At 34.0% G+C, this 24,346-nt stretch carries 19 protein-coding genes and 1 tRNA gene; 7 read left to right on the top strand and 13 right to left on the bottom strand.

Annotated elements, in window-relative coordinates; translation table 11 throughout:
- Nucleotides 1–92: 92 nt before the first annotated feature.
- Nucleotides 93–2,321, top strand: coding sequence for a M1 family metallopeptidase (locus ACIEHO_RS14270; protein WP_406972901.1), 2,229 nt, complete (start codon nucleotides 93–95; stop codon nucleotides 2,319–2,321).
- 344 nt (nucleotides 2,322–2,665) lie between these two features.
- On the opposite strand, the gene murA is transcribed toward ACIEHO_RS14270, so the two are convergent.
- From murA to ACIEHO_RS14255, 3 genes are all read right to left on the bottom strand, one after another.
- The gene (gene murA, locus ACIEHO_RS14265; protein ID WP_406972899.1) at nucleotides 2,666–3,973 is read right to left on the bottom strand and encodes a UDP-N-acetylglucosamine 1-carboxyvinyltransferase; all 1,308 of its coding nucleotides are present in this window, start codon (nucleotides 3,971–3,973) and stop codon (nucleotides 2,666–2,668) included.
- Between the two features lie 5 nt (nucleotides 3,974–3,978).
- Complete coding sequence (locus ACIEHO_RS14260; RefSeq protein WP_406972897.1) at nucleotides 3,979–4,620, bottom strand: DUF4290 domain-containing protein; 642 nt, start codon at nucleotides 4,618–4,620, stop codon at nucleotides 3,979–3,981.
- A gap of 65 nt (nucleotides 4,621–4,685) precedes the next feature.
- Nucleotides 4,686–4,979 carry a DUF493 family protein gene (locus ACIEHO_RS14255; protein WP_406972895.1) on the bottom strand — a complete coding sequence of 98 codons (294 nt, stop codon included), beginning with the start codon at nucleotides 4,977–4,979 and terminating at the stop codon, nucleotides 4,686–4,688.
- Nucleotides 4,980–5,067: 88 nt separating this feature from the next.
- Here ACIEHO_RS14255 and ACIEHO_RS14250 point away from each other — a divergent pair, with 88 nt between their 5' ends.
- The 5 genes from ACIEHO_RS14250 to ACIEHO_RS14230 all read left to right on the top strand — a co-directional run bounded on the left by ACIEHO_RS14250 (nucleotide 5,068) and on the right by ACIEHO_RS14230 (nucleotide 9,646).
- Complete coding sequence (locus ACIEHO_RS14250; RefSeq protein ID WP_406972893.1) at nucleotides 5,068–5,607, top strand: AAA family ATPase; 540 nt, start codon at nucleotides 5,068–5,070, stop codon at nucleotides 5,605–5,607.
- A gap of 1 nt (nucleotide 5,608) precedes the next feature.
- Nucleotides 5,609–7,513 carry a RecQ family ATP-dependent DNA helicase gene (locus tag ACIEHO_RS14245; RefSeq protein ID WP_406972891.1) on the top strand — a complete coding sequence of 635 codons (1,905 nt, stop codon included), beginning with the start codon at nucleotides 5,609–5,611 and terminating at the stop codon, nucleotides 7,511–7,513.
- Nucleotides 7,514–7,557: 44 nt separating this feature from the next.
- A complete protein-coding gene (gene fmt / locus ACIEHO_RS14240; protein ID WP_406972889.1) occupies nucleotides 7,558–8,505 on the top strand; it encodes a methionyl-tRNA formyltransferase in 948 nt (315 codons plus the stop codon).
- Nucleotides 8,506–8,693: 188 nt separating this feature from the next.
- Nucleotides 8,694–8,966 carry an HU family DNA-binding protein gene (locus tag ACIEHO_RS14235; protein ID WP_092580684.1) on the top strand — a complete coding sequence of 91 codons (273 nt, stop codon included), beginning with the start codon at nucleotides 8,694–8,696 and terminating at the stop codon, nucleotides 8,964–8,966.
- Nucleotides 8,967–9,085: 119 nt separating this feature from the next.
- Nucleotides 9,086–9,646, top strand: coding sequence for a YqgE/AlgH family protein (locus ACIEHO_RS14230; protein WP_406972887.1), 561 nt, complete (start codon nucleotides 9,086–9,088; stop codon nucleotides 9,644–9,646).
- Here ACIEHO_RS14230 and ACIEHO_RS14225 read toward each other — a convergent pair.
- Together ACIEHO_RS14225 and ACIEHO_RS14220 are read right to left on the bottom strand one after the other, a co-directional pair.
- Nucleotides 9,643–10,485, bottom strand: a complete 843-nt coding sequence (locus tag ACIEHO_RS14225; protein WP_406972885.1) for an aminotransferase class IV — start codon at nucleotides 10,483–10,485, stop codon at nucleotides 9,643–9,645. The two genes, ACIEHO_RS14230 and ACIEHO_RS14225, sit on opposite strands and share 4 nt — an antisense overlap.
- 65 nt (nucleotides 10,486–10,550) lie before the next feature.
- Entirely contained in the window at nucleotides 10,551–10,943 is a 393-nt protein-coding gene (locus tag ACIEHO_RS14220; RefSeq protein ID WP_406972883.1) for an START-like domain-containing protein, read from the bottom strand.
- 131 nt (nucleotides 10,944–11,074) lie between these two features.
- Here ACIEHO_RS14220 and ACIEHO_RS14215 point away from each other — a divergent pair.
- Nucleotides 11,075–11,148: transfer RNA gene (locus ACIEHO_RS14215), tRNA-Met, on the top strand.
- A 106-nt stretch (nucleotides 11,149–11,254) separates the two neighbouring features.
- Here the strand turns inward: ACIEHO_RS14215 and ACIEHO_RS14210 are convergent.
- Genes ACIEHO_RS14210 through ACIEHO_RS14175 form a run of 8 tightly spaced genes read right to left on the bottom strand, consistent with a single transcriptional unit; the run spans nucleotide 11,255 to nucleotide 24,346 of the window.
- Nucleotides 11,255–11,398 (bottom strand): hypothetical protein, encoded by a 144-nt coding sequence (locus ACIEHO_RS14210; protein WP_406972881.1) that lies wholly within the window; start codon nucleotides 11,396–11,398, stop codon nucleotides 11,255–11,257.
- A gap of 3 nt (nucleotides 11,399–11,401) precedes the next feature.
- Entirely contained in the window at nucleotides 11,402–12,664 is a 1,263-nt protein-coding gene (locus ACIEHO_RS14205) for a DUF2130 domain-containing protein (RefSeq protein ID WP_406972879.1), read from the bottom strand.
- Between the two features lies 1 nt (nucleotide 12,665).
- The gene (locus ACIEHO_RS14200) at nucleotides 12,666–14,924 is read right to left on the bottom strand and encodes an AAA family ATPase (RefSeq protein ID WP_406972877.1); all 2,259 of its coding nucleotides are present in this window, start codon (nucleotides 14,922–14,924) and stop codon (nucleotides 12,666–12,668) included.
- Between the two features lie 7 nt (nucleotides 14,925–14,931).
- Nucleotides 14,932–16,401 (bottom strand): DUF2779 domain-containing protein, encoded by a 1,470-nt coding sequence (locus ACIEHO_RS14195; RefSeq protein ID WP_406972875.1) that lies wholly within the window; start codon nucleotides 16,399–16,401, stop codon nucleotides 14,932–14,934.
- Entirely contained in the window at nucleotides 16,401–17,054 is a 654-nt protein-coding gene (locus ACIEHO_RS14190; RefSeq protein ID WP_406972873.1) for a DUF4391 domain-containing protein, read from the bottom strand. Before ACIEHO_RS14190 ends, ACIEHO_RS14195 begins: the two co-directional genes overlap by 1 nt.
- Before the next feature lies 1 nt (nucleotide 17,055).
- Nucleotides 17,056–20,277 carry a helicase-related protein gene (locus tag ACIEHO_RS14185; protein WP_406972871.1) on the bottom strand — a complete coding sequence of 1,074 codons (3,222 nt, stop codon included), beginning with the start codon at nucleotides 20,275–20,277 and terminating at the stop codon, nucleotides 17,056–17,058.
- Nucleotides 20,278–20,279: 2 nt separating this feature from the next.
- The gene (locus ACIEHO_RS14180) at nucleotides 20,280–21,224 is read right to left on the bottom strand and encodes a DUF4268 domain-containing protein (RefSeq protein WP_406972869.1); all 945 of its coding nucleotides are present in this window, start codon (nucleotides 21,222–21,224) and stop codon (nucleotides 20,280–20,282) included.
- A complete protein-coding gene (locus ACIEHO_RS14175) occupies nucleotides 21,221–24,346 on the bottom strand; it encodes a type III restriction-modification system endonuclease (RefSeq protein ID WP_406972867.1) in 3,126 nt (1,041 codons plus the stop codon). The genes ACIEHO_RS14180 and ACIEHO_RS14175 overlap by 4 nt, the downstream gene beginning before the upstream one ends.

Below are 24,346 nucleotides of genomic sequence, written 5' to 3'. Positions count from 1 at the left end.
TAATCATCAACATGACTTAACCTAAATGTTATTTTTTCATAAAGTCCTTTAATATTTCCTATATTGTAGTTGACTAATTCAAATAAATAATAATGATACGAATACTTCAGTGTGTGGTCGTGTTTGCATTTTCTTTTTCTTATCTGAGTGCACAGAACGAGCCATGGCAGGGTAAATTTGAACCCATCGACCGTTTAATTGCCCCACCTAATACCTATAGGACGGCTAGTGGTGCTCCTGGAAAAGATTATTGGCAGCAACGTGCAGATTATAAAATAAAAGCGACTTTAAACGAAAACAATAACACCATTACAGGTGAAGAAACGATTACCTATTACAATAATTCACCAGACAACTTAAGCTATGTTTGGTTGCAGCTCGAACAAAACGTCAACGAAAAAGGCAATGAAGATTTCGGTGACATTAGCAACAGTATAAAAAACGGCATGACCACAAGAAAAATGCAGTTTCTTACCAGAGCTCTTGATTTCCCAGCTGGCTATTCAATTAAATATGTAAAAGACAGCAATGCGAACAACTTAAAAACCATGGTAAACAATACCATGATGAAAGTAAAACTAAACGAACCGCTAAAATCTGGAAAATCGACTGTTTTATCTATTTCATGGTCATATCCCATTACCGATAGAAGCTTATTTTTGTTATCTAGGGAAGGTTATGAATATTTTCCGGAAGACGACAATACCGTTTACTTAATAGCGCACTGGTTTCCCAGAATGGCCGTTTACAACGATACCGAAGGCTGGCAAAACCAGCAGTTCCAAAGATTGGGCGAATTTGCACTTGAATTTGGTGATTACGAAGTGGAAATCACGGTTCCTGAAGACCACATCGTCGCATCTACCGGAGCGCTTCAAAACAGCGAATCTGTATTAACAAAAGCTCAACAAAAGCGGTTGAAATTGGCAAGAGCATCCTTTGATAAACCTGTGATGATTGTCACAAAAGAAGAAGCCATTGCCAATGAAAACCAAAAAACGTCAAAACAAAAAACCTGGAAATTTAAAGCTGAAAATGTTCGAGATTTTGCATTTGCATCTTCCAGAAAATTCTTATGGGATGCCCAAGCTGTAAAACTTCCTACCAATGCAGTTATGGCTATGTCATTCTATCCAAAGGAAGGTTTACCCGTTTGGCAGCAAGAATCTACAAAAGCCATAAAGCATGCATTAGAAGTTTACTCTGAAGCCACTTTTGACTACCCTTATCCAGTATGTATTTCGGTTAATACATCGAATGTTGGAATAGAATTCCCCATGATTAGCTTTAATGGTGGCAGACCCATAAACGGTAAAATTAGTGATGCGGCAAAACAAGGTATGATTAGCACCATTATACACGAAGTGGGACACAATTGGTTCCCTATGATTGTAAGTTCAGACGAGCGCAAGTGGATGTGGATGGATGAAGGCCTCAACACCTTTTTGCACCAAAGAACTATTGCCGAACGCTACCCTAATTTTAATAGCTATTCTCCTAAAACCATTGTTCCATTTATGAGCGGAGACAAAAGTATTCTGCGCCCCATTATGACCGTTTCAGACAATGAACTGCTTAACCAATTTGGAATGAATTTTTACGCAAAGCCTACTGTTGGCTTTCAAATGCTCCGCAATTCCATTATTGGAAAAGAACTGTTTGACGAGGCTTTTAGAGAATATGCCAATCGATGGAAATATAAACACCCTAACCCTGCCGATTTCTTTAGAACCTTGGAAGATGCCACAGCTACTGACCTAGATTGGTTTTTTAGAGGATGGTTTTTCACCACCGACCATGTTGATATGGAGTTAAGTAACGTAAAATGGTTTAAGATTTTTGAGAAAGACACTAACATTGAAGACAAAAAGGCCTATTCTCAATTGAAAATTCAAACGAATGACAAAAATACCAAGACCTTAACTGATAGTTTTTCTAACGGTCCAGAAATAATAACCGTAATAGATACACCTGACAAAGGTTATGGGCAATTTTTATCTCGTTTAGACGACGAAGAAGTTAGAAAGCAACTTTATGGAAAAAATATTTACGAACTTACCATAAGGAACATGGGTGGTTTGGTAATGCCCGTTACCATAGAATGGGTTTTTACGGATGGCACCAATGAAATAGAAACTCTATCTGCCCAAGTATGGCGTAGAAACGAGTATGAAATAAAAGAAACCTTTGTAAAAAGCAAAGAAGTTTCAAAGATTAATTTAGACCCTAATTTTGAGCTTGCAGACACCAATACAGCTAACAATAGTTATCCAAAGGCCGATAGCAAATCTGAATTTGATACGTTTAAAGAAAAAAAATGACCAATTTTATGATTTAACATCAAGTGATAAAAATAAGTAAAAGTGCGTGTTGTTTTCAACGAAGAACATCACTGAATTTATTTGCTGGATATCAAATAGATAATTAACAAACCACTTCAATGTTGTGATACTGCTTCATTGAAAACCCTCTTTTTCAAGCATCTTAATTCAAAAAGCATGAGAAGACATTAGAATTGAGATATAAAAATATCAAAACCTCTATATTTCAATCTCAATCCTAGGGGACTTTTTGAATCATAAAAACCAGAACGTTTTCAAAAATACAACGACGCCCTTAAGTCAAATTAAGATAGTACTCTTATTTTAAATCATCCTAGACAAGCTTAAATCCGTTCAATTTTTGCTCCTATAGCCCTTAAACGTTCATCAATGTTTTCATAGCCACGATCAATCTGTTCTATGTTTTGAATGGTTGATGTGCCTTTTGCCGAAAGTGCAGCAATTAAAAGGGACACCCCCGCACGAATATCTGGCGATGTCATAGTAGTTGCCTTTAAAGTCGATTTGTAATCATGACCAATAACAGTGGCACGATGCGGATCACATAGAATAATTTTCGCCCCCATATCAATCAGTTTATCCACAAAGAACAAACGACTTTCAAACATTTTTTGATGCACAAGAACACTTCCTCTAGCCTGTGTAGCTACAACCAAAATAATACTTAATAAATCTGGCGTAAACCCAGGCCATGGGGCATCAGAAATGGTTAAAATAGAACCATCGATAAAACTCTGTATTTCGTAGCCATCGGTATGTGCTGGAATATGGATATCGTCGCCTTGGCGCTCAACAGTAATCCCCAATTTTCTGAAAGTTTCAGGAATTAGTCCTAAGTCATCCCAAGAGACGTTAGTAATAGTCAGTTCACTTTTTGTCATCGCTGCCAAACCAATCCAACTGCCAATCTCAATCATGTCCGGAAGCATGGTGTGTTCAGTTCCACCCAAGCTGTCAACACCATCAATAATCAACATATTAGACCCAACGCCACTTATCTTCGCCCCCATTCTATTCAGCATTTTACACAATTGCTGTAAATAGGGCTCGCAAGCCGCATTATAAATGGTGGTTTGACCTTCAGCCAAAACCGCAGCCATTAAAATGTTGGCGGTACCGGTTACCGATGCTTCTTCAAGAAGCATGTATGTGCCTTTTAATTTTTTGGCTTCAACCCCATAAAATTGTTCTTCACGGCTATAGCCAAATTTGGCTCCTAGTTTTATTAGTCCTTCAAAATGGGTGTCTAGTCTGCGGCGACCAATTTTATCGCCACCCGGTTTAGGTATATAACCTTTACCAAAACGTGCCAAAAGCGGCCCTACAATCATGATTGAGCCTCGTAAACCACGGCCATCAATTTTAAACTGATTGGATTCTAAATATTTCAAATTGACATCATCAGCCTGAAATGTATAAGAGCCTTTATTTAATTTTTCAATTTTTACACCCAGTTTTTTCAATAAGTCGATAAGCTTATTAACATCAACTATATCTGGAATGTTGTGGATTGTAATTCTTTCTGGAGTCAGTAAAACGGCGCATAAAATTTGAAGCGCTTCATTTTTTGCACCTTGGGGCTGTATACTTCCTTTTAATCGGTGGCCTCCTTCAATTCTAAATGTTCCCATATTGTTTAGTAACGCTTACGTTGACGATTACCTCCTTTTTTGTGATGGCTTTTTTTTGTATTTGAATATTTATTTTTAGAACGCATTAAACTCGATGCATCTGATAAGTCTTCTTCTGAATTTTTCAAGTTGATTTTTCCTCCTGAAAGCTCAAACAGGTGATCGTAAATTACATCATCCTCAACCGTGTCTTTGTTCCAGTTTAAAAAGCACTTTTTCATATGGTTGGCAATGGTATAAATCAAAGCCTCTTTTAATTCGCCTTCTTCCCAAGTATTGGCCACATCTATCATCGTTTTGATGTTGTTTCCATAAAAACGGTATTTAGGATGGTTTTGAGGATATTTTAAAGGTTCTGGCCGCTCCTCAAAAAGCTCTTTGGTGGGCTTTTCATAAGGTGAATCTACATCTAACTCAAAATTAGACATAATAAAGAGTTGGTCCCAAAGTTTGTGCTGAAAGTCGGCAACATCCCTTAAGTGCGGTTGCATATTACCCATCACCGCAATAATGGCCTTTGCCACTTTGTTACGTTCCTCTTTGCTTTCAAAGGTTTTAGCATGGTTAATCATTTTTTGCAGGTGGCGTCCGTATTCTGGAATGATTAAATGTTCACGCTCTGTATTGTATTCTAGGTTATCTATCAAAATAAATGTGAAGTTTTAAAATTTTTGCACGTAGTTTTTATGCAATCGCAAAATACAAAAAATTATTAAAGACTTATGACACCTTCAACTTTTTCTGCAACTACTTTATACTTTTCAATTACTGCGTCTGGATTTTTCATTCTAACATTTATTGAAACGCTAGTATATTTACCGTTTTTTGACTCTTTAGTATTTATAACAGCACCCAAATTATCAAAAAGGTCCTCTATTTTCTTGATTTTTTCCTTATCGGAAATCACAATAAACTTATAAAGGTACTCTGATGGCCAAAGTGCAGTGTCTTGTAATTGGCCTTTTAATTTTTTATAAAATTCTTCTGAATTTGGAGAAGTTCCCATAACATTATATTAGACGGCAAATATACGGTTTACTTTCTATTTTTTTTATAACAGTTAAATTCCGAATTTTACAACAAATAAAGCCAAATTGAACACCCATAAAATTGTCATAACCGGAGGTCCAGGAACGGGAAAATCAACTTTAATAAATAATTTGATACGTCAAGGGCACCATTGTTTAGAGGAAGTTTCGAGACAGGTTACTTTGGAAGCCCAAAAAAATGGTGCCGACCAACTGTTTTTAACCAAACCTTTAATGTTTAGTGAATTATTGCTAAAAGGTAGGCAAAAACAATATTTTGAGTCTGAACTTTATAAGAACGAGACCGTTTTCTTTGATAGGGGCATTCCAGATATCTTGGCCTATATGGACTATATTGGAGACACCTATCCCGAAAAATTTATAGAGGCCTGTAAAAATTCAAGGTACAACAAGGTTTTTATTTTAAAACCGTGGCGAGCGATTTACACCAACGACAACGAACGTTATGAAAATTTTGATCAAGCCTTGAAAATTCATGCCCATTTGGTAAGTACTTATAAAAGTTTCGACTATGACTTAGTAGATGTACCATTTGATACCGTTGAAAACCGCACCAATTTCATTTTAAATACTGTAAAAATTTAGAATGGAACACCCTATAAACATATTAGAACGCTATTGGAATTTCACTTCGTTCCGGCCTCATCAAGAAGCTGTAATAGAGGCTGTTTTAAAGGGTGAAGACACTTTCGTTCTTATGCCTACTGGTGGCGGAAAATCATTATGTTTTCAAATACCGGCATTGGCAAAACCAGGTATTTGTATTGTTATTTCGCCGTTAATCGCACTAATGAAAGACCAAGTGCAAGCCTTAAAAGACAAAGGCATTAAGGCCATGGCCATAACCAGCGGTATTTCTTATAGCCAATTAGACACGCTTTTAGACAACTGTATTTACGGAAACTACAAATTTTTATACCTCTCTCCAGAACGTTTGCAACAAGAATTGGTTCAGGATAGAATAAGGCAAATGAATGTTAATTTAATTGCCGTTGATGAAGCCCACTGCATCTCCCAATGGGGTAGCGATTTTAGGCCAGCATACAAGAATATTGTTATTTTAAGACAGCTGCAGCCCACGGTTAATGTGGTTGCCTTAACGGCTTCGGCGCGACCAGAAGTAGTTCAGGATATTGTTAATGAACTCGATTTTATTGACCCTAAAATCTTTAGAAAATCGTTTTCAAGACCTAATTTGGCCTATATGGTTTTTAATGAAAATGATAAACACTACAGGCTGGAAACCATTTTAAAAAAACATCAAAAACCTTCCATTGTATATGTAAGAAACCGTAAGCTTACTGTTGAATTGAGTCATTTTTTACAATCGAAAAACATTAGTGCCACAAATTACCATGGCGGGCTTTCAAATACAGAGAAAGAAACCAATATGACATCTTGGCTGCATAACCAAAATCAGGTAATGGTAGCCACAAATGCTTTTGGTATGGGCATAGACAAGCCCGATGTTAAAACCGTTATCCATTTTAGCTTGCCAGAAAGTATTGAAAGTTATTTTCAGGAGGCTGGTAGGGCTGGTCGTGATGGCGAAAAAGCCTTTGCTGTTATTTTAAAAAACAATAGCGACAAAGAATTGGTTAAAAATCAGTTTTTAAATGTTTTGCCCAATGTAGATTTTGTAAAGCAGGTTTACAGAAAGCTGTGTGCCTACTTTCAAATATCTTACGGTGAGGGCCAGTATCAAACTTTCGATTTTGATTTCAACACTTTTTGCAAAACCTATAATTTCAATATCATTTTATGTTACAACGCCTTACTTATTTTAGATAGGAATAGTGTCATTACTTTATCAAGGCAGTTTCAAAATAAAACTACCGTTCAGTTTATAGCATCCAATCAAACCCTTTTTAGGTATCTAGGAACACACAAAAGACTAGATATTATTGTAAAATCAATTTTACGCCTTTATGGCGGAATTTTTGACAATCCGTCCAAAATCGATTTAAGTAAAGTTTCAGAAAAAGCTTCAGTAAATCAAGCAACCATAATAAATGGCCTAACTCAACTAGAACGTGATGAAATCATCTTATTGAATCTAACCAAAACCGATGCTCAAGTCACTTTTATAGAACCTCGTGAAGATGAAAAGACCATAAATAGAATCGCTTCAATAATAAAACAGCAAAACAAGCTGAAACAACAACAAGTTAAAGCGATAATTGATTATGTAGAAAACGATTCGGTTTGTAAAAGCGTTCAGCTATTAGCGTATTTTGGAGAAAAAGACACACAACCTTGCAAAATTTGTTCGGTTTGTATTCAATCTAAAAAAAGCGACAAACCTAAAGATTTAAACGCCTTAAAAAAGAGTATCATTAAAATTCTTGAATTGGGAGACCAATCTTCTAGGAACCTTTTAACCCAATTGGACTGTACCCAAACCGAACTAAAAACCGTATTAAAGTTGTTATTGGAGCATCAAATTGTTACTATTACACCAACAAATACATATAAATTAAGTCATTTATAAATAATGACGATTTTACAAAAATGCACAACCTACATTTATAATAAATGAAAGATTTAAGAATACTATTTATGGGCACACCAGATTTTGCTGTGGCCACATTAAAAACGCTAGTAGAAAACCATTATAATATCGTTGGTGTAATAACTGCACCTGACAGGCCTGCTGGACGCGGCAGAAAACTTAACGAGAGTGCCGTAAAGAAATATGCCGTTTCACAAAACTTAAGGGTGTTACAACCCACCAACTTAAAAAACCAAGAATTCCTAAGCGAACTAAAATCTTTAAAGGCTAACCTTCAAATTGTGGTGGCATTTAGAATGTTGCCCAAAGCGGTTTGGCAAATGCCCGAATATGGCACGTTCAACTTGCATGCTTCCTTATTACCTAACTACCGTGGTGCGGCTCCTATAAACTGGGCTATTATTAATGGTGAAACAAAAACAGGTGTTTCCACGTTCTTTATTGATGAAAAAATTGATACAGGCGACATGATTCTTCAGGAGGAAATAAATATCGAACCTAATGAAGATGCTGGAAGCCTTCATGATAAACTGATGGAAATCGGTAGTGATTTAGTTTTAAAAACGGTAACACTAATCGAAAAAGGTAATGTAGAAACCATTCCGCAGCCTGAAACCCAAAATATAAAAACCGCCTATAAACTCAACAAGGATAATTGTAAAATAGACTGGAGTAACACTGTGGATCATATTTATAACCATATTCGTGGACTGAGCCCATACCCTGCGGCATGGTGTACATTATTAAATGGTGATGACCACTTGGATATAAAAATCTATAGTGCAGAAAAAGAAAGTGCCGAGCATAATTTTGAACCAGGAAGCATAAAACACACCAAAAAGGAACTAAAGGTTGTAGTTTCAAAAGGTTACATTGTTATTAAAGAATTAAAGTTGCCAGGCAAACGAAACATGGACGTAAAATCTTTTTTAAACGGGTTCTCTTTTGAAGAAAATGCTAAAATGCTGTAAACCCTCATTATCACTGATATTTCAAAAAAACTCGATGAAATACCTTCCGTTTATTAACAAATGATTTAAGTTATCAACAAAACCACGTTTTTCCCTTACCATTACTTGCATGGTTGCATAATCCGTATAAATTTGTAGAGGATTTAACAAAAAGTTTAACCGATTTATTAATAATTAAATTTTACATTATGAACAAAACAGATTTAATCGATGCAATGGCGGAACACGCAGGAATTACTAAAGCTGCCGCAAAAAAAGCTTTAGAGTGTGCGCTTATTGAAATTGAAGGAGCTTTACAAAAAGGAAACAGAGTTTCTTTAGTTGGTTTCGGATCTTGGTCAGTTTCTAAAAGATCTGCAAGAGAAGGAAGAAACCCTCAAACTGGAGAAACTATAAAAATCAAAGCTAAAAACGTAGTAAAGTTTAAAGCTGGATCAGATTTATCAAGTGCGGTAAACTAATTTGCCCCTTTTTATAGAAAAAAAAGCCTCCACAAAACGTGGGGGTTTTTTTATATATACCCCAAACAGTTGCATTTTTAATAAATAAATATTAGATTTAGTTATTAATTCCTCATCATATGGTTACAGCAAAACCCAAAAAAGGAAACTTATTAATTGCAGAACCTGCGATAATTGGGGATGTTTCGTTCAATCGTTCAATTGTTTTATTGGCAGACCATTCTCACGAAGGTTCTATTGGTTTTATACTAAATAAGCCTCTAGAATATAATATAAGCGACCTGATCCCCGAAATAGAGGCCACTTTCAAAGTCTACAATGGTGGTCCCGTAGAGCAGGACAACCTGTATTTTATCCATAAGGTGCCGCAACTTATTCCAGATAGTATAGAAATTTCCTTGGGTATATATTGGGGTGGTGATTTTTCTGTGGTTGCAGAGCTTATAAAAGACCGCACCATTAAGGAAACAGATATTAAATTTTTTCTGGGCTATTCTGGATGGGAAACCGACCAGTTGGAAAATGAATTAAAAGCTAATTCGTGGGTAGTTACAAAAAATGTTTATGAAAAGAATATTATAGAAAAAGACTACGAAACGTTTTGGAAGGAAAAAATGTTGGAATTTGGTGGCGAATACAGCATATGGTCCAACGCACCAGAAAACCCCAGTTATAACTAGCCCAGCCTTACTTTTATATTTAATTTTTGAAGTAACAATTTGGCCGCTTCGTTACCAAATACTTTCTTTCTATACTTACTTACGGGCTGAATTCCCGCAATAACGTTAGTTATAAAAACTTCATCAGCTTTTTGAATTTCAAATGGTGAAACCGATTCTTCAACCAAATCATATTCTGGAACTTGTTTAATTATATTAATAAGTTGGGTTCGCATAACGCCTTTTAAACAGCCATCGGTTAACGGCGGCGTTTTAATTACTTTGCCTTTTACCAAAAACACATTTCCGTTTAAGGCTTCAATCACCTTTTTATCGGTATTTAAAAGAAAACAATTATTTAGGTTGTTTTCTTTGGCATAAACACTCGCTACTACGTTAAGCACTTTGTTATTGGTTTTTAAGGTTGATAAGAGAGACGGCGAAACATAATAATCTTTAAACAAATCGACTTCGTAAAAACTGTCAGCTAACAAGTAAAAGTCTTCATCCAAATCTTTTGCAGAAATAATAAAACCGACATCATTGGTTTCGGGTGCGTACAATCCACCTTCATTTCTATGAACCGTTAGTTTAACCCGCGCCGATGCTTTTAATAAACCAGTGGCATCCAAAGTTTTATTTATTTGGCCTTCCAAAAATTCCATGGTAAAACTCATGGGTATCTCCATACGCAAAATGCGCATTGAGGCCATTAGCCTAAAATAATGGTCTTCCCAAAACAAAACCTTTCCGTGGCTTACTTTTATGGTTTCAAAAAGGGCATCGCCATAGGCATAACCACGGTTTTGAATTGATAATATATTGTTTTCTTTTAAAAGGTTTCCGTTAAAATTTATCATAAAAAAATCCCACTAAATTCATTTTTTTCAGCGGGACAAATATAATTTAAAATATACTTCTTTAACTAAGCAGAGCCTAATACTTGTTTTAGGCTAGATATTTGGTTTTCCCATAGCATTTTAGATTCATCAATTTCATCTACTTCTGCATAATCGGTAACCATTAACGATACGTCTTTTGTAATTTCATCAACTTGAATTCTAATTTCAAAATAATAGGTTTGCCCATCTTCTTCATCTACAAGCCATCTAAACTTAACGCGTTCTCCACTTTTCTTATTCAATAATTTCGCTTTTTCTTCGCTGCCATCCCAAATAAATGTAAACAGTTCGCCTCTGGAATTTACATTATCTGAAAACCATTCGGACAGACCCGATGGCGTTGAAATATATTGGTATAACAATTGAGGTGATGCGTGTATGGGGAATTCAATATCAAATTTAACTTTATCGTCCATAAATAACTGTGAAATTTATAATGCCCAATATATACATTAATTGATAAGAATTACAAGAATTTTTAAGAATATTTTCTGAGGGTTTGGTTTGCTTACACCAATTTTGTTTATATATTTGCAGCCTTAAATTAGGCGAGGTAGCTCAGTTGGTTAGAGCGTCGGATTCATAACCCGGAGGTCTCGAGTTCAAATCTCGATCTCGCTACTAGAAAAGACAAGGCTTCACGAAAACGTGAAGCCTTTTTTATTTTATTGGGTACAACATAGGTACAACATTTATATTATTTCGATTAGCAATAGAAAAAAAGCCATTATTGCTTTCTAACATTTTCTCTAACCCTATTTATAATTCTTTTCTCTTCATTCTCTAACCAAAGAACGACATTAGAGCACCAAGCCCATCTCTTCTTCAAAACTCTAATTTCTTCAAACGTAAATGGCTTCTCTTCTTCCATATTTTAATCGAGTTCATTCTCATCTGGATTTGGTAATTCCAGTGCTTTTACTGATTGAATTGCTTTACCTGCAATACCTTTGATAGAACCATACATATCAATTGTATTGGTTGTTACTTTATCAATTTGTCTCTCTCTTTGTTTCCAAATTCTTTGCATCGATCGCTTTTCACTATCAAGATCAGATTTCATTTGTGTAAAGCCTTCAACAATAGCTTCCACCTGCATTTTGAAGTTATTACTTGTTAGATAATCATATAGCATGTTCATTTTATCTCCTTTATTTTCTTGAGAAGAAACTGCAAGGTTTATTTGAACGATTGACTCTCTAAGTACTGAGCAAAGCCCTTTAAATTCTTCGTAACTACAAATCCAAATACCATCCTTAATTCCCATCCTTTCAAAATCAGAGGGCATAGCTTCAGTTACCAAAACACCAATATCAGCTCCTTTTTCGCGCATATCAGCCTTAAATTTTTCAATCCAGCTTGGTTGAAAATCTTTAGTTCTTTTACTTTCATAATAAATCCTTCCACAATTTTGACGGCTTCTTGTATTCACAACTTGAAGACAATCCCCCCCTCTTGTCCCCTTCTTAATTTCTTCCACTGAATCTAAAGGAAATTGTGCCATTAACCACTCTTCTATTGCAAGCTCCTGAACTTCTCCCTGCATTTGCATAGAACCTTGCTCCTGTTTGCGTTTCATTTCTTCGGTGAGCTTCTTTTGGTCCTCCAATTGCTTTTGAAGTTCTTTGAACTTCAACTCATTCTTTTCTTCTTCAGCTTTCCTTATTTTTACTTTTTCAGTCTGCAAGGTTTCATTCAGCTTCTTTTGAGCTTCTGCCTCAGCAGCCTCTTTCAATTCTGCCTTTTCACGTTTTAATTTTTCAATCTCAGCCTTTGTACGATTAAGTTCTTTTATTTGCTCAGATTTTTCATTTAGTTCTTTTTGCAATTCTTTAAACTGCTCCGACTGCTCTTCAGCGAGTTTAGCTTTTATTTTACTCTCTATTGCCTTTTTTTCTTCTTTCAGTTTTTTCTCTAAACGCTCTTCAAACAACTCGTTTTGTTGTTTTTTCCTTTTTTCAAACTCTTCTTTAGCATTATTAAGGTTTTCCAACTCTTTATCAAACTTCTGCCTTTCTTGAACAAGTTGTGCCTGATATTTTTGTTTGATTTCTTCTTCTAATTGATGTGCAAGAATGTCTTGAACATCAATTGACGTTGAACAGTTAGGACATTTTATTTGAGTGGATTCATTCATGTTATCTATTTACTGCTTTAATTAATTCATTGTAATGCAAAGAATCGTTCGATGAAAGTAAATCTATTAAATCCTTAACTGCATTTTCTATATCACATATAAAATCATTATGCTTACTCATTCTATCAATACTTGCTCCATGACTAAAATAATGACAAACTTTTAAAATCCGTTTTGCTTCATGAGCACCCCATAATTGCTCAGTTCGTATATCAACCGACTCACTTTTAATACTAGGAATTCTGGAATAGGTATACAGTTCAACAAATCTGCGTAGCGCGTTTGGTAATATCATAGCCGAATCTATATCTTTTTCATCTTGACTATTAAAACTATGAATTAATTGAAAAAGATAATGATACTCTGACCCATAATTTTGCAATGATTTAGGTAATCTATCAATTACCGACTGATTACTGTTTACTCTCTTTACAAAATAGTAGAAACGATTGAAGCCTTTAGGAACAGGTAACTCCCTTAATAAACTAAAAAAATCAAAATTATGTGTGGAAAGAAATAATTGTTTACAGTTGAGTATTTTTGGATGTACATCACTTGGATTTTCCTTTCTATAAAAAAAATCTTTTAGAACTGCATTTACTTGAAAAATATGGTTACTGTCCAAACTTGAAATTGGGTCATCAATATAAACTATTACTTTTTCCAAATCTTTGCATTCTAACAGTTTTGTTAGAAAAAAAGAAAAAGCAATTGCGGTTTTCTCTCCTTCACTGAGATTTACAGCCTTGGCTTCCTTCCTTTTTAATCTAAACCTTTCTTTCTCTCCCTCTTTTTCAACTACGACTTTTATTTCATCACGACCTAAAAATTTATTTATAAACTCATTAAGTTTTTCACTTCCCTTATGAGCTTTACTAACCTTTGCTTCTAATGTTTTTATTTCTTTGGCAAGAGTTGTTTGAGCTTCTTGAAAATGTTTTTCTCTTTTTTTATAAAGTTCAATTTTTAGTTCTTTTTTATCTAGTTCTATTTCATCTACAAACTTTGCTGCATAATGCTTTTTTAAAGTTGCTTGGGCATCCGCCTTGTTGGTTTCAAACTTATCAGTTTTTTCTCTATTCTTTTTCACAACCTTATTATAAGCACTAATTTTAGCTGCAACCCTTTCATCATTATTTTCAATTAAGCTAAAATCAGTAATAGCTTGAAATGGTTTTTCATTCTTTGCTTCAACTAGCTTTATAATATTATCAAGTTGCTTGTTATATGACTTTACCTCTTCTTTTAAGGATGAATTACATTGAACAAACTCTGTCCAAAACTCCTTATAAAAATCACTTTTCTGCAAAACAGGGTTCATGATTTTTGACTCATTAATTAGGACTATAAAATCTGCTAATCGTTTTTTATGATTTTTTAAATCCTCCGAAAAATGAGCTGCTATTGTTTGAATATGCTCAGAATCCAATTCATTTCCACAGAATTCACATTTTTCCTTTTCTTTATGTAACGGCAATCCTTTTTCAACCCAATTTGCTATATCTGGATTTTCTATAAAATATTGCACGGTAGAAGAAAACTCAGGAATTTCCTTTAGTAATTTTTCCGCACCTTTAATTAAATCAGCTATGGGTAACTTAGTTGAATAATCTTCCTTCTTTGGAAGTTTATCATTTTCTGAAGCAGTTGCTAATTTTAAAAGAACTGGCAGTTCTTTGTCTGTTTTAATATAACTCCTATGGTTATCTTTTACTTCATCAAAAATTGGTTTTAAGTGTGTTCGAGTAAAAGCTTGAACAATTTGAAGTGTTTCTTTAATCGAAGAAGCCCGATTTGTTAAGCCTGATAATATTTGGCTTTCAATTGTGGTATAAACTTTATTGAGGTTATTTTCTATTTTCTTAAGCCTACCTAGATTCTCATCTTTTTTCTTAATATCACCTTCAGTTTTTTTCGCATCTTCACCCAATAACAAGATTGGATTAAAGCTCTCTCCTTCAAGATGTATATTATCTCTAATGAAGTCTGAGTTAAACACTTTGACCTCACCACCATTAATATCTAAATTTTGTTGATTTCCTTTATTACCATCATAATCTTCTAGTTCAAATTCAGCACTTGGATAATGTTCTTTTACTTCCTTTTCTTCAAAACACTGAAAGACCCTTGAAATCGTTGTTTTTCCCGAGTAATTCCAACCATAAATTATGTTAACCTTATCGAAATCTTGAATGTTTCCTGATCTTCGATATGAGTTAAATACTCCAAAACCCCTAATATGATTAATTTTTTTTATCATTTACTTTTTATATTTTTCTCAAAATATTATACAACTCAACCATAGCCCAGGTATCTAGTTTGCAATATTCTAATAATCTTTCCCTTACCTCTTTTTTATCTTGATTAAAGTTTTTATCTAAAACCATGCGCCCCCAAAGGTCTAAAGCCATTGTACCATTTTGAACTTCTAAATCGTCATATGAAAGCTCTGGCAATAAAACTGGAAGAACTTTTTTTATAGATGTTGACCCATGAAAACGATAATCCACATAGTCCAACTTAAAAACATCTTCTAAATCAAACATATTGGAGTTCATATATTCTAAATACTCATGATACTTTGGAATCCAATGTATTATATCCTTGTTACGCCCAATCTCAAAACTTTTATGCCAAGATATAAATGTTCCTGTTTGACCTGTGCTTTGCTCCATAAATTCTACCATTTTATCTGGCAGCTCTAAACAATCGGCTAAAAACTCAAAATGTGTTATTACTCCATCCTTTGCCATTGTATGAATAGAAACCTGAAAAGGAATATGTTGATGTGGTCGCACTCTATCAATTTTAGGAACAGCACTTGCATAGGTTTCATAATCAATAAAATGAAGCGGAAATGTTAATGAAGATAAGACCTTACAAATTCTGTCCTTAGCAATAATGGGAACATCTTGAATTACCGATTCATACTGCAATATTTGTTTATTATTAAGTTTAAAATCACTAGGTATATCTTTAATCTCTAGTATATCATTATCAATTAATTCCTTTATCTTATTTGCTCTAATATTCCCAATCTCATAAATGCTAAACTGAGGAGTATTGGCATTAAATAATAAAAAACTATCACAATGATTAGACCTTGTATTTAATCTACATGAGCAAGAAGTCATATCTATTTCAGCTTGATTAATAAAATATATTGCTTGTTCTATTTCAATTGAAACTTCAGGATATAAATTTTGAACCTCCTCTGTTACCTCAGTAATTTGTAATAATTCTGATGGATTTATATCTCCTTGACGAACATACTCTTTATTAAGGTGAATTATTGAAACTTTTGAAACTGATAAACCATTTTGTTCTAAAACATATTTTTGAAAGCAAGCATCTTTTAAATGATTATGTTTTTTATCCTTTTTAACGCTAGTTGAAGACTTCACTTCATACAAATGCCATGTATTATTTGGAAGATGTTCTAATATATCTACTCTGGCAAAAACACCTGTATCAGTTTTAAGTGCTGCTTGAAAAAAAATAGTATTATCTTCTGCAAAGGCTCTTAGAGTGTCTTCAGGTGTACCAAATTCAGAAATACTAAATGCATTAGGAAATAGCTTTTTCGCCTGCTCTTCAACTTCATACCCTTCATCTATCAGCTTTTGTAAAAAAAGAGAAAATTCTCCACTAGGATAATCTTTTGGCTTATTTTTCAGAAGCCACAAAGACTCTGAGCAATTCAGATATTGTATGAAATCTGTTTTAGTTAATTCCATTACTTACCTTTTAGTTTTTCTAGCTCTCGTAGCTTATCATTTAATTCATTATTCAATTCTACTTTTTTATTAAACTGCTTCATTCGCGATATTGCAGACTTCAATTTGGATATATCCTTTTCTACTATATCAACTTGTTTTTGATAACTAACAAGTGTCTCCAAAGAACTCTTTTTCAAATTTTCTTTTCCCGATAATTGCACACAAAAGTCTTTAAAAACCCAATCTAAACTTGTTCTCAAGTTTAATAAGTATGTTTTCTCATTTATACCCTGCCAAGAGGATATAAATGTCCAATCTATAACAGAATTATCTTCGGCTATTGGATGAGGGTGTTTTGAGGAACAAGAAAAGTAAAATTGCTCATCATATTGAACCAAAAATATAATAGGATAGGGAATTGATTTATCAATCACCTCTAACACTTCTTTTATATCTTCTTTAGCCTTTAACTCTACCTTAAAAATTTGTATCTCTTGAATTTCCTTAGCTTCAAGGTTTACAGTTTCCTTGGACAACTTATTTAGCCAAGTAATTTTACTTACTTTTTCAACAAAAAGCTTCTTTTGCCTTGCACTTGTATATTTATCGAATGCATTTTTAGGAATAAATCTATTGACTTTTGTACTTGGAGGCAGGTTCAAAAATTCCATATTATCTAACTATTAAAAATGAAATTAATTTAAAATCTTCAAGCCCTTTTATTTTGTCTTGCAATGCTGTAGTTCCTCCCGACTTAAATAGGCTTAAAACCTCCTTCTCTTCTTCAACCTGAAGCACACTTCCAATACTTTTTTGTAACAACTCTGAATACTCTCTCATATCGTGATACTCATCAGTTTCCTTATTAAGTGTTTGGCATAGGTTAGCAATTGGTTCACTCACTCCTTTACACAACATTCTTATGGCATCTAAAATCTTTTTGGATTCAACATGGTTCAACAAGAGTTCTCCAGATTTTTTGATATAAACCATATAAAACGGATGAAGTCTGTTTAGCTTATTTATGTTTACCCCAGAATTTAGGTTTTTTAAAACATAAATGACACCTGATTCAAGTATTGGGGTTGATTTAACAACAGCGTGCAATCCTTCAGGGATATCTTTCAATTCCCCATATTCTTTAATGAGGTTTGTTAAATCAACTCTAAAATCATTTAACCCCAAATCTGTAATACTAACGCCTTCCCTCAAATCTTCTAAATCAATCACTTCTTCTTGCAACTTTTGTAATTGAATTTTACGATAATCTAAATCCTTCTCATCAGAATTTAAAATGTTGTCATCTCCTGTACTAGCCATATTGCTAATCAACATTTTATTTTCTACACGTTGTTTTAAATTAATGTAGTTATCTAAGGTTGTATCGGGCCAAAAATTCACCATTGTTATGGTTTCATTTTTAGACCCGATCCTGTCTATTCTTCCAAAACGTTGAATGATACGAACTGGATTCCAATGAATATCATAATTGATTAGATAGTCACAATCTTGAAGGTTTTGTCCCTCAGAAATACAATCAGTAGCTATCAACAAATCAATTGAATCAGTAATCTTTGGATAGAGTTGCTTCTTATCTTTAGATATAGGCGAGAAACAGGACAAAATAGCATTCAAATCTGGTGGAATTTTTTTAGTATTACTAACCTTTCTTGAACCAGTAACTATGGCAGTATTTAAACCATATTCATCCTTTAAATGTTTAGCGAGATGCTCATTTAAATAATTGGCTGTATCAGCAAATGCTGTAAATACTATTGCTTTTTTATTTTTTCCATTAAAAGGGTTTTGAACTTTATCATCTAGCAGACTTATTAGCTTTTGTAGTTTAGTATCTTTTTCCCCTCTTATATCAACAATACTACTCCAAAGGCTGTTTAAAATAACTAAGTCTTCACTTAGATCTTCACGCCATTTTGTGGCATCCATATCGTTAATATGAATTTTGATTTTCTTACCTATAACATTTTCTTCATCACCCCAATCGGCTTCCCAATCAAAATTCTCATCTCCAATTTTAGCTTGCAAGCCCTCGTAATCCCCAGAGCCACCCTTGTCTATAGTTTTAATAGCACTTTCAATTTGGGATATAACACCTTCCAAAGTAATTCTGAATGAATCAACTGAACTCTCTAATCGTTTCAAAAGATTAATTCTCATTAGAATTCTTAAACTCTTTTCACGATCAATCTGTGTCAACCTCCCTGATTTTACCGTCTTATCGTATAGGTCAGCATAAAGCTGCATTTTACTAGGAAGAATATAGTTTAATGGCGTATATATCGAAAGATTGAGCAGCGTTAATTTCTCAGCTATATCTACATAGGTTACATCCATTGTATCAGTTAATGGACTTTGTATAGATATTGGTTTATTACGCTCAGGAAACTTCCCTATTGCTGTGGTATCATAATACGTCGTTATATGTTTTCTAGAACGAGCTATTGTGAGTGAATCCAAGATTTCAAAAAAATCAAAATCTAACATGTCTAACAACTTTTCAGTTGTTCTCTCAGACGTATCAAATTTACTCCAAACATTAAAGGCAGTTTGCGCTCTTCTAAATACCTGATCTATTCCCCTGTCAGTCTCTAATTTATCATCAATATTAACAGTCTCACCTTCATAAGCTAAAGCTAATTGGTTCTTTAAGTCATTAAATCTATTATTAACAGGTGTAGCCGAAAGCATCATTACCTTAGTTTCAATTCCCTCTTGAATTACTTTCCTAAGTAACTTTTGATACCTATTCTCTTTTCCAACAACTGTGTTATTGTTTCTAAAGTTATGAGATTCATCAATAACGATTAGTCCATAATTACCCCAATTGACAGACTCTAAATTCCGTCCGTTACTTGTTCCTCTTTCTCTAGACAAATCTGTATGAAATAAAACATCATATCTAAATCTATCCTTGGCTAGAATATTATTTTTATCATTATGACGATACGTATTCCAATTGGCTTCTAATTTTTTAGGGCAAAGAACCAGCACATCTTTGTTACGCATTTCGTAATACTTAATAACCCCTAGTGCCGAAAAAGTTTTACCCAAACCAACACTATCAGCCAAAATACAGCCCTTATATTTCTCTAATTTATTTATTGCGCCAATAACCGCATCTTGCTGGAAATTATAAAGTTTACTCCAAACAACAGACTGCTTAAAACCAATCTGATCATTAGGCAAGTTATCTATTGATAAATCATCGAGAAAATCATTAAAAATATTATATAGCGTAATGAAGTATATAAACTCAGGACTGTTTTCTTTATAGGCACTTTCAAAGTAATCTTGAACTTTTTCTGTAACGTCTTTTAAATATTCCTCATTTTCCCAAACTTGATTAAACCAATCAAGGTAAGCACTACTATCAGGAAAATCGGTTTTTTGAATTAAAGTAGGAAATCCCTTTTTATGGGTAATTCCTAAATCTGAAGAAGTAAAACTACTCACATTAGCATAAGCATATTCCTTTTCACCCTGAATATGTATCATCCCATTTAAAGGCAGATTACTATGCTTATTGGATTTAAACGTAACTTTCTCTTTTACCCATTTTGAACACTCTCTAGCAATTGCTCTTTGATTGAGCTGGTTCATTAAACGTAATTCAAATTCGCCACCACAAAGCTCAGATTCTCTATAAATATGAGGAATGTAAAATTTTCTATCTTGTTTTTGAATTTCCTCTTCAACAAATGTTGGTGATGAAAAAATAAATCTTAGTTCTTCTATCTTCTCAAGCTCTTTTTTTAGAGCTTCGAACGCATAAATTGAAAAAGAAGCGGCAGCAATACTTAACTTGCTGCCCTTTTCAATACTTGCTTTTAAGTCATCACCTAAACGGCTATTTATATTATCTATTAATTTCATGCTTACAATCGCAAAGCCTTTATATGTTTCTTGGTGGCATTGATTAAGGAATTCATAGCTCCGACCACTTGGTCAATTATTGAATCCCATTTTTCCTCGTCATCTCTATATCCTCCTAAATCATATTCTTTTCTTACACTACAAACTCTATAGCCTTCTAGTTCATCCCAGTTCAAACCGCCTCCAAAGCTTTCTTCTATATTCTGCTTTGATTTTTCCAATGTTCTTAGGATAGTCAAATTTTCATCTTCTGAACCTTTGCCCCTGTCAATGCGAAGTTCAATACGAACACTATGCTGATTTACCCAGAAAACAAATGATAACCCTCTAACACCTGATGAAGCTCCTATCCATGCATCTCCTGATGGGGAAATAGCAGAAAATGTTGTTACTTTTTTTGTGCTAGTTACAGATAGAAGCTTTGTCCAAAAAGCCCTCCTTTGCTTGTGCCTTAATGAATCCTCCTTTTTAATCTTACCAATTTGTTTGGATTCTTCACTAGGTCCAATAATTTTGGACAACAAAGGTGCAGGATTACTTTCCCCAATCTTTATTGCCTCAATTTTTAAGAAGTAAAAATCGCAACCATTATCTGCTTCGTTTAACCATGATATAGCATTGATATGCTCTTGTTTTGGAGTTTCAACAATCCAAATTGCAACCTTGGCTTCAAAAGACGTCAAATAGGTAATCAATTTTCCAAGATGGTCATGATCGCTTGCGCCATATTGGTTTTCTATGACAACAATATCCCCATTATCATTTTCAGCTTTTATATCAACATTAAAACTTCCAGTACTCTGTTCTCTTTCAGCATTTATTAATTCAATGCCGATGGCATCCCCAAGAACTTCAATATTCTCACAAAGCCAAGGGGTAAAACTTCTAGCCTCATAAGGAAAAGCTTCTCTAATTGGAATTCTTATAATTTTTTCTACGCTATTCATTGGCTTTGAACTATTTCCATTAACTTATCATAACTACTAACTTTTTCAAACCGAACCTCATTGCCACTAATCTCTTTAAAATGCTCCCCTGCACAATGAATTTTTAGTTTTTCTATTTCTCTTAAATCCATATCTGAATCTGAACCTTTTGTTTCAGCAACAAAATAAATTTGTCTAACCTTATCCTTGTCAAAAACAATTGCCCAATCTGGACTATAATTAGCTACTGGTGTAGAAATGTAGAAACTCTTAGGTAGTTTTGCATAGACAACAACCTCAACACTATTCTCCAAAGCTTCAGCGAATTTTGATTCAATCCCTGAATCTGAGGTAAGAAAATCGTATATGTGTTTTTTGAGTAATTCCGATTTCCGCAAAGCAAATTTATCATTGGTAAATACCGTTTTCGCATCATGCCTATCATCAGTTTTGTGATAGACAATGTTATTAATTATAAGGCTTGCCTTAATTTCATTAATAAGCTTACTTGTTTTAGCAATGAATTCTTCAGGATTTTTACGAATAAGTAAAAACTTCTTTTCACTAATAGACTTTAGAATAGATACGATTGTCCGCCTTGTTAAATTCGTTAATGCCTCAATCTCACCAACGATGTCATAAACTGCATCGGCATATAAGTTATTATTCAGTTTTAAATATTCACGTTTCGACTCTCTAACAAGATTCCCTTCTTGCATCTGTTCCTTAGTTCCATCATGTAACTCTCCAGTTTTCACCTCATATACCCTATCACCAATATTTAACTGTGCATTGATGAGAATCTTACTATCTTCAATAAGCTTAGAAGTATCAAACTTGACTTCATAAATGGTCTTCAAATTAATTTTATCCCAAAGTGCCTGAAACTCTTTCTTTTTGAAATTGTCATTGGTATTTAGCACTACCGTTTCACGTTCATTTTCAGGTTTAAATTCTTCACCTGTATATACAGATTTCAACAATTGTCCAATCGATGCTCGATAAGGTTCTAAAATTTCGGGTAGAGGCATTTTATTTTGTTCAATAAGCTCTTTCCCTTCTGTTGTAATCTTGTCATCCTCATCGATTACATCCATTTTATAAAGAATCTTATTTAACTTCTTTGCCTCTTCTTCTGTGATACGATGCTCTTCTTCTTTTTCATTAGTAACAATCTTACCAACAAAATATTCCACTTCTGCTTTTTGAGGTCGGTCTTTTAAAGTTGCCGCAATTTCTTTTTGTAACCCTTTTGCAAAAGCTTCATAACTTTCTGAAGCTATAACCGTTAATTTATTTATTTCGTGTACTTGCTCACCAACAGATTCAAAATCTAAACGATTACCGTTCTTGTTCACGCACAAGCGCATTCCACGCCCAACTTCTTGTCGCCTTCTGGTTTCACTTCCACTTTCAGGATTTTTAAGTGCACAAATCTGAAACACATTTGGATTGTCCCACCCTTCTTTTAACGCTGAATGCGAAAAGATAAATCGAGTAGGCTCATCAAAACTCAACAACCGTTCCTTATCTTTCATAATAAGGTCATAAGCAGAAATATCATCAGAATCTTCACGACCTCTTTTTACGGCTGGGTCAACCATCCTCTTCTTTTTATCAATAGAAAAGTAACCCTCATGCACATCTTCCGCATGGTCACGCTTTAAATACTGACCATAAGAAGTAGGCATATAACCTTTATGAACCTGACTTGGGTCATTATCCTTTAAATAATCGTTGTATTCTTGATGAAAAAGGTCAAGGAATTCACTAACCGCGTTATTATATTCCTCTTCAAATATCTTAGCGTATTCACCTAATTGCTGTTCTCCTAATTCATCATAGACACGATATTTTTCAACCGTATCAATAAAGAACAAAGACAGCACTTTTATTCCCTTATCAAATAGTTGCTTTTCTTTTTGTAGATGAGACATAATACATTCGCGTATTTGCACTCTGCGAAAAGCATTTTCATCTTTGTCATTCAGTATATCGCCTGGGTAAATGTCCTGACCGCCAACAACTACTTTATTCAAATAGCCATTAATTTCTGTAATGGTCTGATTTTTATAAGCTGGCATATTACCAGATAACTCATATAAGTTTGCTCCCTCACTAAGTTTTTTTCGAACCTTTTTGACTCCAGACCCGACACGTTGTTCATATTCCAGTACAGCAAATGGTGGCTTGGTTGTACTTAAACTTATATGCTCTAAGTACAGATAACCTGTTGTACCAGTTGACCCTTTTAAATTAATACCCTTAACCTGAATCTTCTTAACTAATCGCTTGTTATAAGCATCTAAAGCGTCTAAGCGGTAGATTTTATTATAATCAACTTTGTGTGTTGCCGAATATCGTAAGGTAAAGAGTGGATTAAAATCCTGCATACTCTCTAGAGTTTTCTTCCCATCAACAGATTGAGGTTCATCTATAATTAAAATGGGGTTGGTCTGAGAAATAATTTCGATAGGTTTCCGCGTACCAAATTGGTCTAACTCCTGATAAATTCTCCTAGCATCCTTACCTCTGGCATTAAATGCTTGTGTATTGATTATCATTACACTAATACGGCTATCAGATGCAAAATTCTCAATATCTTGTGGACGGCTAGAATTATATATAAAGGGGTTTACTTTATGACCATATTTTTCTTGAAAATGTTCCTGAGTAACTTGAAACGACTTATAAACGCCTTCTCTAATAGCGATACTTGGTACAATAACAATAAACTTGCTCCACCCATATTTTTCAAATAACTCATACATGGTACGGACATAGGTATAGGTTTTACCCGTTCCAGTTTCCATTTCAATAGTCAGGTTATACCCTAACTTAACCCCTTTAGGGCGTTCTATTTGTTGACTTTCGTGTAAGTCGTTTTCTTTTTGAACTGCTTGGATGTTTTTTAATATCTGACTTTCTAAAATTTGAATACTACTATTTCTGTATCCAATTTCTTCTTCAATATTAAAATCTAACATTGTAGCACCAGAAGCCGCTTGCTTTGCTTTTCTGATTAATTCCTTGCTTCGCTCTAAAGTAAAACGATTTGTTTTTAAAGGTTGCCCTTCAAAACAATCTACTACTGCCTTTACCGCATTTACCTGAAAATCTTGTTCTTTAAACTGTAATTTCAT

Origin of the sequence: Flavisericum labens (assembly GCF_045446075.1) — a bacterium.
Classification (GTDB): Bacteria; Bacteroidota; Bacteroidia; order Flavobacteriales; family Flavobacteriaceae; genus Flavisericum; species Flavisericum labens.
The sequence above is the reverse complement of the archived record's forward strand: the minus strand, read 5'-3'. Positions and strand labels throughout refer to the sequence as shown.

Excerpts from the sequence above, each read along its gene's own strand:
- ACIEHO_RS14270 (WP_406972901.1), top strand. The coding sequence starts at position 93 with ATGATACGAATACTTCAGTGTGTGGTCGTGTTTGCATTTTCTTTTTCT.
- murA (WP_406972899.1), bottom strand. The coding sequence starts at position 3,973 with ATGGGAACATTTAGAATTGAAGGAGGCCACCGATTAAAAGGAAGTATA.
- ACIEHO_RS14255 (WP_406972895.1), bottom strand. The coding sequence starts at position 4,979 with ATGGGAACTTCTCCAAATTCAGAAGAATTTTATAAAAAATTAAAAGGC.
- ACIEHO_RS14245 (WP_406972891.1), top strand. The coding sequence starts at position 5,609 with ATGGAACACCCTATAAACATATTAGAACGCTATTGGAATTTCACTTCG.
- fmt (WP_406972889.1), top strand. The coding sequence starts at position 7,558 with ATGAAAGATTTAAGAATACTATTTATGGGCACACCAGATTTTGCTGTG.
- ACIEHO_RS14235 (WP_092580684.1), top strand. The coding sequence starts at position 8,694 with ATGAACAAAACAGATTTAATCGATGCAATGGCGGAACACGCAGGAATT.
- ACIEHO_RS14230 (WP_406972887.1), top strand. The coding sequence starts at position 9,086 with ATGGTTACAGCAAAACCCAAAAAAGGAAACTTATTAATTGCAGAACCT.
- ACIEHO_RS14225 (WP_406972885.1), bottom strand. The coding sequence starts at position 10,485 with ATGATAAATTTTAACGGAAACCTTTTAAAAGAAAACAATATATTATCA.
- ACIEHO_RS14220 (WP_406972883.1), bottom strand. The coding sequence starts at position 10,943 with ATGGACGATAAAGTTAAATTTGATATTGAATTCCCCATACACGCATCA.
- ACIEHO_RS14210 (WP_406972881.1), bottom strand. The coding sequence starts at position 11,398 with ATGGAAGAAGAGAAGCCATTTACGTTTGAAGAAATTAGAGTTTTGAAG.
- ACIEHO_RS14205 (WP_406972879.1), bottom strand. The coding sequence starts at position 12,664 with ATGAATGAATCCACTCAAATAAAATGTCCTAACTGTTCAACGTCAATT.
- ACIEHO_RS14200 (WP_406972877.1), bottom strand. The coding sequence starts at position 14,924 with ATGATAAAAAAAATTAATCATATTAGGGGTTTTGGAGTATTTAACTCA.
- ACIEHO_RS14195 (WP_406972875.1), bottom strand. The coding sequence starts at position 16,401 with ATGGAATTAACTAAAACAGATTTCATACAATATCTGAATTGCTCAGAG.
- ACIEHO_RS14190 (WP_406972873.1), bottom strand. The coding sequence starts at position 17,054 with ATGGAATTTTTGAACCTGCCTCCAAGTACAAAAGTCAATAGATTTATT.
- ACIEHO_RS14185 (WP_406972871.1), bottom strand. The coding sequence starts at position 20,277 with ATGAAATTAATAGATAATATAAATAGCCGTTTAGGTGATGACTTAAAA.
- ACIEHO_RS14180 (WP_406972869.1), bottom strand. The coding sequence starts at position 21,224 with ATGAATAGCGTAGAAAAAATTATAAGAATTCCAATTAGAGAAGCTTTT.
- ACIEHO_RS14175 (WP_406972867.1), bottom strand. The coding sequence starts at position 24,346 with ATGAAATTACAGTTTAAAGAACAAGATTTTCAGGTAAATGCGGTAAAG.